This is a genomic window from Vibrio sp. ED004 (assembly GCF_023206395.1).
Classification (GTDB): Bacteria; Pseudomonadota; Gammaproteobacteria; order Enterobacterales; family Vibrionaceae; genus Vibrio.
In genome coordinates, this window is the sequence record NZ_CP066149.1 from 363,040 (window position 1) to 380,743 (window position 17,704).

At 43.8% G+C, this 17,704-nt stretch carries 15 protein-coding genes and 1 tRNA gene; 4 read left to right on the forward strand and 12 right to left on the reverse strand.

The genetic code is table 11. From position 1 onward, the window contains the following. Nucleotides 1-249: 249 nt before the first annotated feature. Nucleotides 250-1,176 carry a LysR family transcriptional regulator gene (locus tag ITG10_RS01525; protein WP_017630939.1) on the reverse strand — a complete coding sequence of 309 codons (927 nt, stop codon included), beginning with the start codon at nt 1,174-1,176 and terminating at the stop codon, nt 250-252. Between the two features lie 251 nt (nt 1,177-1,427). Between ITG10_RS01525 and ITG10_RS01530 the strand changes: the two genes are divergently transcribed. After that, nucleotides 1,428-2,945 (forward strand): hypothetical protein, encoded by a 1,518-nt coding sequence (locus ITG10_RS01530; RefSeq protein WP_128815184.1) that lies wholly within the window; start codon nt 1,428-1,430, stop codon nt 2,943-2,945. A 113-nt stretch (nt 2,946-3,058) separates the two neighbouring features. On the opposite strand, the gene ITG10_RS01535 is transcribed toward ITG10_RS01530, so the two are convergent. From ITG10_RS01535 to ITG10_RS01550, 4 genes are all read right to left on the reverse strand, one after another. Beyond that, on the reverse strand, nt 3,059-3,844 hold the full coding sequence (locus ITG10_RS01535; protein WP_017630937.1) for an HAD-IIB family hydrolase: 786 nt from the start codon (nt 3,842-3,844) through the stop codon (nt 3,059-3,061). Nucleotides 3,845-3,879: 35 nt separating this feature from the next. Further along, nucleotides 3,880-5,163: a TRAP transporter large permease gene (locus ITG10_RS01540; protein ID WP_017630936.1), complete on the reverse strand. Its 1,284-nt coding sequence runs from the start codon at nt 5,161-5,163 to the stop codon at nt 3,880-3,882. Between the two features lie 9 nt (nt 5,164-5,172). Continuing rightward, complete coding sequence (locus ITG10_RS01545; protein ID WP_017630935.1) at nt 5,173-5,637, reverse strand: TRAP transporter small permease; 465 nt, start codon at nt 5,635-5,637, stop codon at nt 5,173-5,175. A gap of 107 nt (nt 5,638-5,744) precedes the next feature. Continuing rightward, nucleotides 5,745-6,758, reverse strand: coding sequence for a C4-dicarboxylate TRAP transporter substrate-binding protein (locus ITG10_RS01550; protein WP_017630934.1), 1,014 nt, complete (start codon nt 6,756-6,758; stop codon nt 5,745-5,747). Between the two features lie 273 nt (nt 6,759-7,031). On the opposite strand from ITG10_RS01550, the gene ITG10_RS01555 reads away from it, so the two are divergent. Continuing rightward, nucleotides 7,032-7,736 (forward strand): glycerophosphoryl diester phosphodiesterase, encoded by a 705-nt coding sequence (locus ITG10_RS01555; protein WP_017630933.1) that lies wholly within the window; start codon nt 7,032-7,034, stop codon nt 7,734-7,736. A 9-nt stretch (nt 7,737-7,745) separates the two neighbouring features. Continuing rightward, the gene (locus ITG10_RS01560) at nt 7,746-8,498 is read left to right on the forward strand and encodes a DeoR/GlpR family DNA-binding transcription regulator (protein WP_017630932.1); all 753 of its coding nucleotides are present in this window, start codon (nt 7,746-7,748) and stop codon (nt 8,496-8,498) included. Nucleotides 8,499-8,561: 63 nt separating this feature from the next. On the opposite strand, the gene gltS is transcribed toward ITG10_RS01560, so the two are convergent. The 4 genes from gltS to ITG10_RS01580 form a co-directional block, all read right to left on the reverse strand. Beyond that, nucleotides 8,562-9,776 carry a sodium/glutamate symporter gene (gltS, locus tag ITG10_RS01565; protein WP_017630931.1) on the reverse strand — a complete coding sequence of 405 codons (1,215 nt, stop codon included), beginning with the start codon at nt 9,774-9,776 and terminating at the stop codon, nt 8,562-8,564. Nucleotides 9,777-10,030: 254 nt separating this feature from the next. Further along, nucleotides 10,031-10,121 (reverse strand) — tRNA-Ser (locus ITG10_RS01570). 180 nt (nt 10,122-10,301) lie between these two features. After that, nucleotides 10,302-10,751, reverse strand: a complete 450-nt coding sequence (locus ITG10_RS01575) for an L-alanine exporter AlaE (protein WP_017630930.1) — start codon at nt 10,749-10,751, stop codon at nt 10,302-10,304. Between the two features lie 248 nt (nt 10,752-10,999). Continuing rightward, complete coding sequence (locus ITG10_RS01580) at nt 11,000-13,546, reverse strand: hybrid sensor histidine kinase/response regulator (RefSeq protein ID WP_248386643.1); 2,547 nt, start codon at nt 13,544-13,546, stop codon at nt 11,000-11,002. Between the two features lie 171 nt (nt 13,547-13,717). Here ITG10_RS01580 and ITG10_RS01585 point away from each other — a divergent pair, with 171 nt between their 5' ends. Next, nucleotides 13,718-14,287, forward strand: coding sequence for a UPF0149 family protein (locus ITG10_RS01585; protein WP_017630625.1), 570 nt, complete (start codon nt 13,718-13,720; stop codon nt 14,285-14,287). A gap of 116 nt (nt 14,288-14,403) precedes the next feature. Here ITG10_RS01585 and ITG10_RS01590 read toward each other — a convergent pair whose 3' ends face one another. The 3 genes from ITG10_RS01590 to ybgF form a co-directional block, all read right to left on the reverse strand. Further along, nucleotides 14,404-15,435, reverse strand: a complete 1,032-nt coding sequence (locus ITG10_RS01590) for a potassium channel family protein (RefSeq protein ID WP_017630626.1) — start codon at nt 15,433-15,435, stop codon at nt 14,404-14,406. A gap of 174 nt (nt 15,436-15,609) precedes the next feature. Further along, nucleotides 15,610-16,671: a quinolinate synthase NadA gene (gene nadA, locus ITG10_RS01595; protein ID WP_017630627.1), complete on the reverse strand. Its 1,062-nt coding sequence runs from the start codon at nt 16,669-16,671 to the stop codon at nt 15,610-15,612. 222 nt (nt 16,672-16,893) lie between these two features. Further along, complete coding sequence (gene ybgF / locus ITG10_RS01600; protein WP_017630628.1) at nt 16,894-17,676, reverse strand: tol-pal system protein YbgF; 783 nt, start codon at nt 17,674-17,676, stop codon at nt 16,894-16,896. Nucleotides 17,677-17,704 lie beyond the last annotated feature (28 nt).

Genomic DNA, 17,704 nt, shown 5'->3' on the forward strand with positions numbered 1-17,704 from the left:
CAAACTACCTTCGTTAATAATTTGTAACTTATTCGGCACGCGTTGACTTAACAATGCATGCAGTGTTGATAAAAAGTCAATTCACAGGAAAATCGGGAGGATGAATTTTGGAAGTGTGATGTTGAGGCGCTTATAGAGCTTTAAGGAATAGGCTTATTGCTAAGAGAGAGCCCTCTACGAGGATAGGAATACTTAAGCTATGCTGAATGAAGTTAGGCGATGTGATTATCTACACCAACCCACTTCAACTTAAATATTGTGGGCGTCGTGACTTAAGAAAGCTGCGTTTTCGAGCAGGAAATCTAAAAAGGTTTCGGCTTGCAGAGTCAGGGCTCGCCCTTTGAGAGATTGAACTTTTACAGTCGCTTTCGAGAACATGTCTAACTCAGTCGCAACCACTTCTATTTGTCCGGACTTTATCTCATCAAGCACCGTCAGTTTGGGCATAAAAGTCACGCCTAGCCCTGCCGAAACAAAGTTTGTGAGTGCGGTTACCGAGTTGGTTTGAAGTTTTGGCTGCAAGGTAAGATGAGAGTTTTGCTCAGCCTGCTTTACTAACCTCCCCATACCAGTCGAGTTATCAATCAAGGCAAGAGAAGCATCTTTAATATCTTGCAGTGTCACTGGTGTTTCTTGCATCGTCAGCACGTGCCCTTTCGGCGCGATAAGCTCTAGAGGATGGCTACGTTCGACGTGTGAATGCAATTTTGGGTGCGGTGCAGACGCATAGGTAATCGCGAAGTCGATCTGTTGATCTTCCAACATTTTTACGGCATCCAATGCACCCGCAATTTCAATCGATAAATTAATATCAGGGTATCGAGCCATGAAGGTTTGCATCGGTTTAGAGACCAAGTTAGTGATAAACCCTTCCCCAATCGCGATGCTAACGTTACCGCCCTTGAGGTTTTTCAACTTGGTTAAACGAGCTAATACCGCCGTTTCACTGCGAACGATGGAACGGTAGTAGTTCAACAATTCGTTGCCCGCCTCAGTCAGCAGTGATTGACGGTTGTTGCGTTCCCATACTTTGATTTCCGCCTGTGCTTCGAGCTGTGTCAGCATTCGGCTCATTGCCGCAGGGTCAACATTCATCATCTTAGATGCCTTTCGAAGCGACCCATATTTTGATAACGCATTCAGATACTCAAGCGCACGGAGATTAAAGTGATGCATGCAACTTCCTTGTGATTCGACTGGCACAAGGCAAGCGTCTCATAGTTTTAGCAAGACATGTATCCCAATATATTCATACCATGTTTCCACCTCCTAACTTGTGCGTTAAATCACTTAAAAGCCGAAGGAATTGAGTCCTTTGACTTGATCTTAATGAAGCAAATAACGCCACTTTAATTTCTTTTTTATAACGACTTGTGAAAACTCCCAAATGGTATTCTGTTAATACATAATTCAAATAAGGGAATACCGTGAATACAATTAAATTTTTGTTGGTTATATCTGGAGCTGTGACAATTACTGCATGTGGTGGTAGTGAAAGCTCGTCATTAGATAGTCCCCATCAAGCCATAACCATGTCAGGAAAAGCAATCGATGGGTATATTCAGGGTGCAACCGCCTTTCTAGACATTAATGCCAACGGCATCCTTGATACAGGTGAACCATTCGACACCACAGATGAGCAAGGGCAATACGATTTCAGCCTTTCCAGTGAACAAGCGGAGTGCCAGCAGTATGCCGCTACTGTGATCGATGTGCCTATTGGTGCAATTGACAGTGACTACCCAGATAACCCTATCACCGAACCCTATCAACTTACCTACCCACCTTCTATAGCTACCACGAGCGATAGCTATATTCTGGCCGTTACTCCTCTCTCGACCATTGTGTGGGTTGGAATTCAGCGTGATTTAACTGCCGAAGATAAGTCACCAACTTGCAGCGTATTACTTCAAAATGAGGAACTACGTGGTGACATAATTAACCGCGTCAAAGACCAAGAGTTACGGGTTGCGTACCGCTACAACATTACTGTAGATGAGCTTTACAGTGATTATGTTGAGACTGAGAATGAAGAGTTACATTTGCTCGCGCAAAATCTAGTGCCTGGCCTTCAAAAAAGCTATGACGAAACAAGTGATATTTCAAAAGAAGGCTACGACTATGCATACGTTGAGTATTTCCTTGCAAGCCCTGATTGGCCAACGGATGCTTACGAGAGTTCAGAAGCAACAACGTGGTACCGCCTCGAGTTTATTCAATCTGAAGAAGGAAACTGGGAAGAAACGACATGGCTGTATTCGTATGATCTAGAAGAACAACTAGGTCTCGTAGATTATAAAGAAGCCGCAGAGCAGAAGGTGGAGGGCTTAATCAAAACCAACTTCCTAGCGATGTCACGCAACATGTTCTCAGCTCCAGAACAAGGTATTCAGAAGTGGGAACCTAGTAACGAAAACTTTTACTGCAGCATCGCAAATCAGGCTTTACAAGCAAAAGGTGACGCGCGCGGATATTCAGTTGCTGCATTCATATACAATACGACAAGCATTGAAGATTGTCGTGAGCAAGTCCAAAACAGAGCTAACGAACTTAATGAAAGTGTTATTGCCAAGACCATAAACAACGAAGAAAATACGATGCAGGAGTCAATTTACCGAAGCGAACAAGGTACGGTGTTGCACCCTACCTTATTTGCAGGAAAAATTGATTCTGACAGTCTCGATACACTGACCTACTACAGCTCTGATTTTGATACAAACGACCTAAATAGTGCCTTCGAAGTTTGGAAATCTCACCAAGATTACAGCACTTATGGTGACATCGTTCAGACAAGTATGTTTCGAAGCTTCAATAAAACCTCATTAGACCTAAATTTAACCTCACCGACCAAAGTAACCAAGCATTATGCGGATGGAACGAACTCGTCATACTGCCATGTTAATAATGTTGTAGTAGATGATTGCGAACAAAGCTACGAGAACTAGTATTTAATAACTTTATTGCTAGTTATTTCAAGCCTAAAGAGGAGTCGCCACTCCTCTTAATTTAATCCTTAACCTTACAAACTTCATCTACCCACTAGAAAAAGTGAAGCTACTTATTTTAAAGTAAGTAGCTTATCGACAAACTCTGAGAAACCGTACCCGCCGGGCTTGCTCATCACCACTGATGGGTGATGCTCTAGTCGTTCCCAGTAATGCTGAATATTGGCTACACCAACACTGTTCGGCAATATTTCAAACATATATTGGTCGTTCATCGAGTCACCTACATAGCAACTACGTTCGACTATCTCTCGATCAGATAACCCCTTCTCTTTGAGAAAAGCGGTCGATGTCGCTTTCTTCGAGTGCTCACCATACCAAGCATTGATGTGAATAGAGCTTGCTGTGGCATGAGCGCCTAACGCATGAATCTTAGAGACAATCTCTTCAATAATCGCATCATCGACTTTTGGACGGTTTTGGCCGATGTCGATTGCGACCTCACACAAACGGTAAGACTGATCCAGCGTTAAACTGAGCTCTGGGTAATCGCTCAAAATAGCTAATACTTGTTCTTTCAACTTACTCTGATTGGCACTGACTTCTGGCAAAGGGGTATCAGAACGCAATGTCAGATAACCGTTTTTCTTTTCCATAATGAACGCGCCATTCTCACCGAGAACCGCATCGACTGGCCAAAGCTGAGCAATATGATCACACCAACCGGCACAAGCACCCGTTACCGCAACCACTTTCTTGCCCGAATCACGTAACTTGCTTAACGCGATCAAGGTTTCAGGCGGCAATTGACCTTGCCACGTTAAGGTGTCATCCACATCGGTTAACACCCAATCTATCTTTTTCCAATTTTGGTTCAATTCATTCGATACCGAATTCATTTCTACACCTCTAAATAATCAATCACTAAACAGTGTTAAAGCAAATTCGGCAAAAACATCACCAAGCTTTCAGAGAAAGTCAGCAACATCAGAACCGTGAGTAGTGCTAGCAACAACGGAGCCACTTCTTTCACGAAGTCGACCATACGAACTTTTAAAATCGAGCAAACCGTAAACATCATCGAGCCAAATGGCGGAGTTACACCACCAATCATGATATTCACAATAACGATAATGCCGAAGTGAACCGGGTTAACGCCTAAGTTAAGCACAGCAGGCAGCAGCAATGGCGTGAGTATGATCATTGCAGCGCCGCCTTCGATGAACATGCCAACCACTAACAGCAACACGTTGATCAACAACAGCAAGACGAGCTTGTTGTCGGTAAGTTCAATCAAAGCAGACGCAACATTGTGTGGGATCTGCTCTAGCGTCATGTAGTAACCAAACACCATGGCACCGATAATGATGAACATAACGCTACTGGTGCCCTGCACCGTTTCGCGCATGATGAGCGGGATGTGTTTCAAACCCAGTTGACGATAAACGAAGATGCCAATAATCGCGCAAAGCAATACAGCGATAGCGCCCGCTTCAGTAGGCGTGAACAAACCAAAACGCATGCCTAAAATAATGCCGAATGGGATCAACAGTGCCGGAATCGCTTTCAAGAAGTAGTGAAAACGCTCTTTGGCAGAAGCTGGCTCAGAACGAGAAGGTTTGTAACGACGCTTACGCGCAATGAACGCGATCGTCACCATCAGCGACAGCGCCATCAAAAATGCCGGAACGTAACCCGCAATAAACATTTGATGGACTGACACGTTCGCTAATAAAGCAAAGATGATTAAGTTGATACCCGGCGGGATCACGGGGCTGATACTTGATGACGCAGCTGTTACAGCGGCCGTGAATGGCAAGTCATAACCACGCTTGGTCATTTCAGGGGCAAGAATCTTAGATTGCATCGCTGCATCCGCATTTGCAGAACCAGAAATACCGCCCATCAGAGTACTCAACGCTACATTTACTTGAGCAAGACCACCGGTTTTATGACCAATCATCGAGTCGGCAAAGGCGAGTAAACTCTTACTGATTCCCGCATAGTTCATCACCGAACCCACCATGATAAAGAACGGAATGGCCAGCAGCGGAAAAGACTCGGCAGAGCTAATAAAGCGCTGCATTACCAAGCTCACCGGAATAGAGTCATTGATAAAAAGAAAGTAAACCATCGCCGATGCGATCAGAGAAAATGCGATGGGTATGTTCAATAAAAACAGAACGAACAGAATAAGGATCGGAAGATAGCTTTCCATAAATCGTACCTACTTAGAAGAGCGCTTTAGAGATGCGACATCGCACGCGATGAATCGAACGGTGTGAATCGCCATCAATGAGAAACAAAGCAACAGCACGCCATTGATAACAAAATATGACACGCCCATTACTGGCGTTACCTTGTTAGATAGCATGAGATATTGATAACTCAGAACCGCCATCAAGAGGTTCAGAGCCAGTAGGAAAACGGAAACACATAACCTAAATGGGATTTTTGCTTTTTCTGGCAACATGGCGACCACCACGTCCACACCCATGTGAAGCTTGTGTTTGTAACAGGAGCTAATCCCTAAGTAGACAGCCCAAATGAAGCAAATAACCGACAGCTCTTCGCTCCACGGGACAACAAAGCCAAATCCATAACGCAAGACGACGTTAACGATAACAACCAAAACGGTGATCGAAATAGCGATAGAAGCGAGGATTTCTTCAATATTTTTCAATAAAAACAAAAGACTTCTCCAACGAAATACCTAATACGACGTGGGTATTTCAGGAATAAAACGGCCTAAAGATATTTAGGCCGTAATCATTAACTAATTAATTGACGTATGCAGGACTACTGTGCCGCTCGAATCGTTTCCAACTCTTTCATGATCGTCGCGTGTATGCCTTCGCTCCAAGTTGGGAACTGGTTGTATACATCCGCAGTCAGTTGGTTGAACTCATCAGAATTCACTTCATTGAAGGTAACGCCTAGTTCTTCAAGTTTCTGAGTGTATTCAACATCCAACTTAACTAGCTCAGCAGTGTTAGATTCAGCACCCGCTTCTAACTCTTCATTGATGATCTGTTGTTGCTCTGGCGTAAATTTGTCCCAAAGCGTTGGTGAAATGTAGATGCCAACAGTACCTAGGAAGTGCTTAGTCAAAGACATGTTCTTTGCTACTTCGTAGATTTTGGTTGAGTACATTGTCAGGATAGAACCTTCAAGACCGTCAACAACACCTTGTTGAACGCCTGCATAGGTTTCAGGGAATGGCAGCGAAGCTGGTGCTGCGCCCATTGCTGAAAGCGTGCTAATGAACAGCTGACTTTGTGGAACACGAATACGCATGCCTTTCATGTCTTCAGAGTTCACAATCTCTTTATTGGTGATCATATGACGGAAACCAAACATGTAGTCAGCATTCAATACTTTGATGCCTTTTTCTTCGGCTTTAGCTTTTAGGCCAGCGACAAATTCAGTGTCCATCATCGCTAAGTATTCATCGTAAGTGTTGTACAACATTGGACCTGCCAGTGCTGCAAAATCAGGTACGTAATCACCTAGGTAAGTCAAATCTTCTACAGCAATCCAGTTTGCACCGTTAACCACTTGTTCCAAGTTATTTTTGTAAACAGGTAATTGACCGCCTGGGAAAACTTTAATGTTTACCGAACCATCGGTTCTTTCTCTAATTTTGTCGGTCGCTTTGATAAGTTCTTGTGTTAACAACTCATTTTGAGTGAACACAAGGCTCATGTTGATATTGATTGGCTCATCTTTAGCTTCAGAACCAGCCTTGTCAGCTTCACCACAACCAACAAGCAGCGTTGCCGCCATAATTACTGTACCTAATAGCTTTTTCATTTTTTATCACCTTTTCGTGGCTATCGTTTTCTAAATATAGAGGGTGTTATTAAGTTTTCGTAGAGTATGTAAGTGAATTATTACATTCATATGAACATTAATCTTACCGATTTGAACATTGTGAGTATAAGGTCTCACTATTGTATAAACTCTGTACAACACCTTTAAGCTAGCTCTCATTTAAAATAAGTAGATATGGCGGATAGATAATAAATCTGTAATAAAGTAGAGCTACTGTTTCCTGAATTTTCAAATGAACATCGAGATTGAATTATGATCACAGGCCACCGCGGTGCCGCTTCTTTAGCACCAGAAAATACGTTAGTGAGTATTGAGCAAGCAGCGAAAGCTGGCGCTAAATGGATTGAAATTGATACCCAGTTAAGCGCTGATGGCACCCCAATGGTTTTTCATGATAAGACGGTAAATCGTTGCACTAACGGAACGGGCAATATTGCAGACTTAGATTTATCCGCTCTCAAAACGTTAGATGCTGGCAGTTGGTTTGGTAGTGAGTTCGCAGGGACAACGATTCCGACCTTGAATGAAGCGCTCGACAAGTGCCTAGAGCTCGATGTGACTTTGAACCTTGAGATCAAAATTTATGACGATAAGGCTATCCAACCTTTAGTTGAGAAAGTCGCTGCACTGATTGAACAAAAGCAGTTCCCTATTGAAAAGCTACTCATCTCAAGCTTCAAAAAAGAGGCACTAAGCCTTTGCCAACAGATGATGCCAGAAGTTAAAAGAGGCTTTATCTGCGAGGTTTGGAATGATTTCAGCCTAGAGTCACTTAAATCACTCGACCTTTACAGCATTCATATTGACCACCGAATTCTTGACGAGAAAACGGCGAAAGCGATCAAAGCTTCTGGCGCAGTTCTTAAAATATGGACACTGAACGATCCTCAATTGGCGGCTAAATATTTCAACCTTGGTGTCGATAACATCATCACCGACGTACCAAACCAATTTTAGTGAGCTTCTATGGAACTGAACCATCGTCAGAAAGAAATACTCGCAACGCTTAAGGCTAATCAAGACATACAGATCGACCATTTAGCCGAGTTATTTTCTGTCACCACTCAAACCATTCGTCGTGACGTAAACCACCTGTGTGAACAAGGCCTTGCGCGAAGAGTACACGGAGGCGTGAGCTTACCCACTACGCTCACTAATACTAGCTACAGATTCCGTGCTGGCGTTGAGTCTGAAACCAAAGACAGTATTGCGATGGCGGTTGCCGATGCGATACCTGAAGGTTCAACGGTTATGATGGGGATTGGTACCACCGTCACTCGCATCGCTCAGTATTTGTTGGCTAAGCCAGCGTTACGAGTGATCACCAATAACCTTCAAGTAGCCCGTATCCTTGAAGCTAATGAGCAAATTGAAGTGTATTTAGCCGGCGGTTTGTTCAGGCGAGAACACCAAGACATGGTGGGAAGTAGCGTGGTCCACTTCTTTTCCGACTTTGAAGCTGACATCGGTATTTGTGGCTGTGGCTCAGTAACAGACAGCCATTTCGCGATGGAACATGAGCAAGTTGAAGCCGACCTATCCAAGTCGATAATTAACAATAGCCGTGAAAGTTGGCTTGTCGCAGATGCCAGTAAATGGGGGCGCTTTGCCGCTCTCAAAGTCGCTCCGCTGGATGACTTTGACCGTATCTACACCAATAACAGCCAATTGCCTTCGGATCTGAGCATTCACCTTGTAGAAGATGACGTTAAGCCTTAAAGACAAAAAAGCCTAGCATCACAGCTAGGCTTTTAAGTTTAAGAAAACAGCTTTTGATTAGTGTTACATCCCAACAAAAAAGCTAATCACCAACGCGTTAATCAGATCGACAAAGAAACCACACACTAATGGCACCACGATAAATGCTTGTGGACTTGCACCATAGCGATGTGTAACCGCAGTCATATTTACGATCGCAGTAGCAGTTGAGCCTAGGGTGATACCACCGAAGCCAGAACACATCACCACTGAGTCATAGTTTCTTCCCATCAAGTAATAAACGACAAAGATGGTAAACAGCAGTGAAAGTAGAATCTGGATACTCATGACCACTGAGATGTAGCCAAACAGGCCGTCAAGATCCCAGATACGTAGTCCCATCAATGCCATGGTCAAGAACATGCCCAAGCAGATGTCAGAGATCATTGCTAAGCCTTTACGACCTTGTTCGATTTTCTCTTGTGTGCGACGTTTCTTGAACAATGCACGTCCAACGTTACCGATTAGGATACCTGCGATTAAACAGCTAACGAATAGTGGCAGTTTTAGGCCCATAGAGTCGATAACTTCACTCAAACTGTAACCCAGCATAAGTGTTAAGTTAAGAATCAACCAAGCCCACAGAACACCGTAGTGGCTAAGCTCTGTTTTGGTTTCACTCTCTTGGTATGCACCAACCGTCACCTCTTCTTCATTAGATGGGCTGACCTTGTGTTTATTGAGCAGGTAATTGGCAATCGGGCCACCAATAACACACGCCGCAATCAGACCAACTGTATTTGAAGCCACACCCAGTTCTAGCGCGTTAGCAATACCAAACTCTTCCACGAACATCGGTGCCCACGCCAACGTAGTACCAACGCCGCCAATCAAACTCACTGAACCCGAGAGCAAACCTGCTTTCGCATCCATTCCAAAGCCTGACGCGACAGCCATACCAACCACGTTTTGCAACACGATAAAAACAGCAGCAAGACATAACAAGATGAACAGCGGTCGCCCACCTTTTATCAGCGTTTTAATGTCCGCTTGAAGTCCGATGCCAGCAAAAAAGTAAAGAAGCAAAAAGTCTCTGACATCTAGGCTAAAAGTAATCTGAATTTCAAACAGATAGTAAAGCGCTGCTACGGTTGCAGCACAAACGAAGCCGCCAATAACCGGCTCTGGTAGTGAGTACTTCCTTAATACTTCCGATCGCTCGATCAGACCTTTACCGATAAACAGTAAAGAGATCGCGATCGTAAAGGAGAGCATTGGAGAAACGAGGGTTTCTGTCATGAGATAATAAATTCCTAGTGGTGAGATTATTCATAATGTTGCTTACCCTTAATAATCAAGATCTAGGCCAAAAAATCAAGCATTTATCGGTGACAAAAGCGGCTAATATGGATCAATTTACGTCAGTATAAATAGAGGAAATAACTACTAAGAAATGATTAAAGAAAGTCATATTAAGGAAGTATGAAGGTAGTGCGGAATATAGGAGCTCTAAAACGAGAAAACCCCAGCATTTCTGCTAGGGTTTTGAATAGTGGTGGAAGGATGGGGATTTGAACCCCAGATACGCTATAAACGTATACTCGCTTTCCAGGCGAGCGCCTTAAGCCACTCAGCCATCCTTCCACAAATTGTGTGTTAAGCTTATCACTCAACGAGGCGCTACTTTATTGATTCTGCTTGCTTTGGTCAAGGGGCATTCTCAAAAAAAGTGCCTTTTTCAGCTTGTTCGATTACAAATTAACTCATTAGATCAAAAACAAACCAAATTTTATTCTATCGCTACACTTACGCTTGTTGCTTTTCTTAAGCTTGTTGATAGTAGCCTGGAACTCTAAACCATTTGCGGCACATATCTAAGAAGTAACCGTAAAGTACGCCCATACCACATGAGATAACTGCATTACTGGTTACCGCGGTCACGATCTGATCGCTTGAAGCGCCCACCGCCAACAAAATACCCGCATACACAGGTGATTGGAATAACACGTAAGCCATAAGATCAGACAAGTTCTTCATCAACGAAATTTGTGAAAGTTTTGCACCATTGCGCAAGAACCAATCACGAAAGACACCATAAGGCCATGCGATAGCAATGTTTACCGGAATAGATAACGTTCGTGAAGCAAGAGATTGCTCAAACGTCATTCCAGAGATAAACACTTCTACGATCATGCCAGAGATAAAACAGAAAACTACCATAGCAAATGTATCCGCCGCTGCGTTACGGATACAAAATGAACCACGAGACTTCATTGATGCCAAACCTAAAATATATCACTACCTATTTAGTGATTTAGTAACATATAAACAAGGTGTTTCCACACCCTACCAGATAATGTCGCTATTAAATCACAAGATAGGTAGTCATACATTCCAAATTCAAAATCAAGTTGTAAATTAACAACCAAAAACCACTTGAAAAGCAGTCACTTCCACCAAGAAATCACATCAAGGTCAAATAATGGACAATTCGTTGTTTACTTTCTGTAATTAAACAACAACTAGGCCATGGGCAGGTTGACAGTAATGATATTAATAACATCTTGAGTAGGAGGAGCGCCCTGAGAAACCTGCTCTAAAGCCTTATCCACTTGGTAGGTTAGTTCAGCATTGTTCATAGGTCTGACATGAACACGCAAGCTCTCTAATGCAAATTGAATCAACTCGAGATTGTTGTCTTCAAGTGCCACGTAAAGTGTCACCAACAACTCTTCAGTATTGTCTTTGTTTCGTAGGTCAGGTTTAGGCAGCGAGCGACTTTGACTCTTTTGCCCATTAAGGTGTGTTTTTTGAGTATTAGCGTTATTGCTTTCTAGCTCATAGGTTTCTGTTCCATGACTTGCTCTTTCATGATTAGCTTGATCATAGCTATAGTCGGCACTATCACTCTGTTCATCATTACTATCTTCCTCGTGGAACTGGTAGAGCTTGTTCGAATATCGGAATAAAGCGTCGTCGAGCTCTCGCTCATCGATAGGTTTTGCAATGATGTAGTCGACACCCGCACCGAGCATACGCTCGCGAGTCTCTTTAAATACATCTGCAGTACAACCAAATATTAAGACGGATGAAACATCGCCAATTAAAGCACGAATCGCAGTTGTTGATTCCACACCGTCCATCACTGGCATGTGGTTATCCATCAACACCAAATCAAAATGCTCAGCAACGACGGCTTGTATGGCAAGCTCACCGTTTTCGACGCTCTTACACGTGAACCCTTTGCTGCTCATGAAGGTTTCGATGATGACGGTATTGGTTCGGTTATCCTCAACAATCAGCACTTTCAAACCGGAGTAATCTAATTTCTTGTGTGGCAAGCTCTCTATCTCACCAGGCTGACATGGTTGGATCTTCAATCGAACATCAAAGCTCGTGCCTATGCCCTCTTCGCTGGTGACCGTAATGCTGCCATCCATGAGCTGGGCAATCTTCTTCACAATAGCTAAGCCAAGGCCAGTACCTCCAAAACGTCTTGTAGTCGACGATTCTGCCTGTTCGAAAGGTTTGAAAATACGTTTTTGAGCTTCTTTAGAAATACCGATACCAGTGTCACGAACTCGAATACTCAGATAGGTGTCACTGCCCTCGACGATTTCTTTAAAGTACACCTCAACAAAGCCTCTAGAAGTGAACTTCACAGCGTTATTCAATAGATTAAACAAGATTTGACGCAAGCGTGCTTTATCCGAGAAGTACCAACGACCTGAAGGCACTTCAGAGTACACTTTGAATTGGAGGCCTTTTTCAGAAGATAAGGTGTAGTAGACACTGTTAATACTGCCGATGATCGAATCCAGAGGGAATCGAGTTTCATCGAGATCCAACCTGCCCTGCTCGATCTTCGAGAAATCCAAGATCTCATTGAGCAGTGTCATCATATGATCGCCTGACTCATACAAACTCTTCAGGTGCTTCTCTTGTTCCGAATTTAAAGGCGTTTTCAATAGGATCTGAGCGGTACCCAATACGCCATTCATCGGCGTTCGGATCTCATGTGACAGGGTCGCGAGGAAAGCCGTTTTAGCATTGGTTGATGCCTGAGCTTTAACCTTTTCCGCCTCGAGGTAGATGGTCTTCTCGTTGAAGGTTTTAATCAAGTGACCAATTTCATCGTCACTTGAATATTCAACATCGATGATCTCTCCCGCTTTAGAACCGCCGACCTTAGCGGCAATGTTGGTAATTGGGCTAATCAAGTAGCGGTTTAGCAAGTAATAACCTGCCATGACACACAGTAGTAACAGCGGAACAATACCGCCCTCAACACTCATGACCTGACGAAACACTTCATCTGCTACACGTGATTTTGAGTTAACCACATCCACTTGCCAGCCAAACTCACCAAATTGATTGCTACTGATGTAGATCCCTTCAACCAGATTGAAGTTATGCGAAACCAAGACCTGGTTGAGTTTATCTCTGAGGGTGATACCAAGGTTGTACTCTTCTGCGTGATTTTTAATGAAACCCAACAACTCTTCGAGCGAGAGATCCACCGTCGCAATACCGGCAAAGGTGCCGTCGTAGTAATAAGGTGACGATGCCGTAATCATTCGAACATGAGTATAGGGATCGATATAGACATCACTCCAAGAGATGGTTCCCTGCGGCTTGTCTACAACCGAGGTATACCAATACTCTTCGTGATAAGGGGCGTTTTTAGGATTGTTGTAAGAGAACAGCTGGTCAATCGTACCATCGTCAGCTTTGTTGAAAAAATAACTGTTTAAGAGCTTGTCGGAATCCAGCGCATAAGGTTCTGGCCAAATACCAGCACTAACAATTGTGTCATCGCTCGCGGCTAACATCGACTTAAATAGCGGGATGACATCTTCACCTTTACGATGTGCCTGAGCAAAACCAACTAAACTATCAACAAAGCCTTGAGAGCTGCTGAGTGGCTCTGTAATCAATGCGGATAACAGTTGTGTACGCAAGTCGAGGTTTTGTTGTAATTTGGCGCGCACAGGGGATTCTACGACGTAATACGTCACACTACCGACAATGGCAATAAACATAGCAAGGTACAGCCCAAGCGCTACCATGCTTTTTTTCTTAAGAGACGACCGTATCTGCATAATTCTTTTATTGTTTTCTTTTCTGTTAAAACTAGTGTTTATCATCCATGACATCAAGGCTTTTTAGATTGAAGCTTGATTGGCACAAGTTCATTGGTACTATAAGCGCAAATATGTTCCCTTTTACGGTACCTCACTTTGACTTTACAAGATATTCTTGCGCTTCCAGAGTTGGAAGGAAAGCTAATCACAGAACACAAAACCATCGGATTTGTCACTGCAATGGCAGCGGCACCTAATGTGTTAACCCCGCATGAGTGGCTACCGTTCCTTTGGGGTGGTGAAGAAGTCGCTCCTTTTACTGATGGTGAGCAACTTGAAAGCTACATTGAAGTTATCATCGCGCTTTGGAATAAAACACGCCCAGAGCTGATTGAAGGCACTTGGGTTTGGCCTGAAGCTTGTCAGTTGGATGATGAAGAAGTCGTTAACACAGCGGCGCGCGATTTTTGTGAAGGCTTGCTTCAAGGCTGGCAGGTTGCCCGTGATGATTGGGAAACACTGATGCCTGAAGACAGCGAAGACAATGCGCTGGTTGGTGGCGTACTGCTTTCACTGAGCATGCTTTACGATCCAGAAACTTCAATCGCAACGCTTGCTGAGCAAGGCATTGAAGGTCTAGAGCAGTTCGAAGAGATCTTTAACGCGGTTCCTGTGATGCTTTGCGGTCTAACGCAGCGTGGCATCGCATTGGCAGAAGCTCAATAATCTAGATATTATCAATCAGATCTGCAAAAGAATTAAGCTCACTGCTTAACTCGAATAAACGATAACAAAAAGGCCTCTAACGAGGCCTTTTTTAATTCTGAAGGTATTCGGCTGATTTAAAAGCCTTTCCAATCAAAATGATCAATCCGTTCATCGGCAATATAGAACAGCTTAGTGCCGCTGCTGACAACTTGGTCGAGTTCTGGGTTAAGTTCAATACCACTTCCCGTATCAATCGCAATCAAAGTAGCTTGATACTTCTCTTTAAACACTGAGAAAATCGGCGCAACCGTCACAGGCTCAGAATCCTCAGGGAAATAGGTCGAGTACTGTGTCATGCCCCTTGTTGAGCTCAATAGCTCTTGGTGAAGCGCACTTGAACCCGGGTCTACCGCAGCTTTAGCCAACATTTCCGCACCAACAGCAGGAATACATTCTGAGTTAGGACAATGCTTGTGTAGCAAATCGCTCAATGCTTCATCTTTAAAGTACACCAGAAGGTGCGCTTTAGGATTACGGTTTGCACAGTAAAGCGCAGCAGATAACGTAATATCGTCTTCAGGATTATCAATGAGGATACAACTGGCAGATTCTATGCCTGTTTTTTCCATCTCTTTGCCATCAGTGTAGCTATTTACTTTAACGAAATTAATTTCGCCGGGTAACGGGTTCTCGATATCTGAACGAGTACATAGCACAATTGGTCGCTTGCCCGTTTCTTCATGCTGCAACATACGAATGAGGTGAATGGTTCTTTGCTCATTCCATCCAAGCATCAAAATGTGGTTGTCCACTCTAACTCTCCTTTTTCCTAGCAAGCCCGCTCGCCAATATTCAACACCTTCTGTCGCTACCTTACCAAGCAAGGCCGCGAAAAGACTCAGTCCACCCGGAATCACAAACAATATAACGATCCATTGTCCTGCCTCTGTCGTTGGTGATAAATCACCGTAACCCACCGTAGACGCAGTCACGACTAGGTAGTAAGCGAACGTGGTAAACGAGCTGGTTAGCGCTGTTTCACCCGCTAAATACAAACTCGACCACGACAGAAATACGTAGCCTAAGAAGGTGAACAGTAAGTTTTTTCCATTCAAAACAAAGATATTTGCTTTGACCCAACGTTTGAGTTGTAACCAGATTATCATTCGAGCCTCAAATCCTTCGATCTTACTTACATGCTAGAAAAAATACCTGATATCAACAAGATGTATCATCAGAAAAAGATACATGACCACAAGATTGATAGTAGCGACCTATCTTTAGGCACAAAAAAAACCAGCACTATTGGCTGGTTTTCGTTGGTTAGATAAAAGAACGGCTTACGCGTTACCTTTTATCTGCACATTTAACTGCTCAGCAAAATCTAGCATGCGGTTCAATGGGATAAGAGACTTCACACGCAGTTCGTCAGAAACGAAGATCTCGTGTTGCTCACCACCGTTCTCAAGCGCATTTTCAATCGCTTCAAGGCCGTTCATCGCCATCCAAGGACAGTGTGCACAGCTACGACAAGTTGCACCAGCACCAGCGGTTGGCGCTTCAATCAGTTCTTTTTCAGGAACCAATTGCTGCATCTTGAAGAAGATACCTTTGTCAGTCGCAACAATCATCTGTGGATGAGGAAGCTCTTTCGCCTTCTTAATCAGTTGGCTTGTTGAACCTACAGCGTCAGCCAGTTCAACCACACTTGCTGGTGATTCTGGGTGAACCAAAATAGCCGCTTCTGGGTATACCGATTTCATTTTCTTCAGAGCATCAGCTGAGAACTCGTCATGAACGATACACTCACCTTGCCAAAGCAACATGTCAGCGCCGGTTTGATTTGCAATGTAAGAACCTAGGTGACGGTCTGGGCCCCAAATAATTGGCTTGCCTTCAGCGTCTAGGCTTTCAACGATTTCTAAAGCGATACTCGACGTAACCACCCAGTCTGCACGAGCTTTAACAGCCGCAGAGGTGTTCGCGTATACAACCACTGTGTGGTCAGGGTGAGCATCACAAAATTCTGTAAATTTATCAGCAGGACAACCAAGGTCAAGTGAACATTCAGCTTCAAGTGTTGGCATTAGAATGCGTTTTTCAGGAGTAAGTATCTTTGCAGACTCACCCATAAAACGAACACCAGCGATGATCAAAGTGCTTGCTGAGTGACGGTTACCGAATTTAGCCATTTCTAATGAATCGCCAACGAAACCACCAGTTTCTTCTGCCAGAGCCTGAATTTCAGGGTCTGTGTAGTAGTGTGCAATTAGAACTGCATCTTTTTCTTGAAGTAGTTTTTTGATGTTTGCGATGTGGGCCTGTTTCTGAGCGTCGCTCAATGGAACTGGCTTAGGCGGAAACGGGTAAACTGTATCGATTTTATCTAGTATATGACTCATTGCTCTTGCTCTACGCAACTTCTTCCGAGAATCCGAGTATTCTACACAGGACAGCGATTAGGATCAAAAAGGATTGGTTGCAAGCGGTGTCCAGCTAATGCTTAAAACGCATAAACACTGCTATACGTTGTTATCATTAATTGGCATCACTAACAAGATGAGTTAACACCAAATGGAAGTGAGCAGGTATAAAAAGAGGTGCCTGAGCACCCCTATTTGGTTTTATAAGTGGGTTTTAGCCACTTTAGCCGAGGCACTGTTTGGGTACTCGGTAACGACTTGTTGGTAATATTTCTTAGCCTGCTCCGCGTTGTTGTTGCGCGCAGCTATGTCACCAAGCTTAACCAGTGCATCTGCTCGCTTGTTTGAGTCTTTGTATGACACAACAGCGGCAAAGCTCTTCACCGCTTCTTTATCTTGCTTCTTAGCGAAATAAAGCTGTCCTAACCAGTAATGTGAGTTAGGTGTGAAGGTAGAATCTGGGAAGTCTTTTTGAAACTTTTGGAATGCTGCAATAGCACCCGTGTAGTCTCGTTGCTTTAGAATCATATCTACAGCATTTTGATAAGCGGTTTGCTCATCCACATCAGTACTGAACGTACCAGAAGCGTCTTTAGAGCCTTCGCTCGCCGCCACTGCTACCGTTGCTGTTCCTGCGGCTTTCACCTCGCCTCTCACGCGATCCAGTTCAATAAACAGTTCACGTTGACGCTCTAGCATTTGCTTCATATCGTAACTGTTTCGTTCCAGCTCACCACGAAGTTCACTGATCTCCAGTGCCATGTCGTCGATTTGCTGTTGCATTTGAAGCTGAACGAGGTTGCGATTTTGAAGCAGGCGTTCTAAACGCTCAATATCTGATTCGTTAGATGCTGATCGAGAGGAAGATGATGAATTGGTTGCGGTGCTATTGAGATCGGATACTGGAGCTGGTGCAGCGAACGCGGTGTTCGCTGCACTTGCCAGTAACGAAAGCAAAATAACTCGCTTTGTGTTACTGAACATGAGGCAATTCCTCAATTATAGAGTCTAC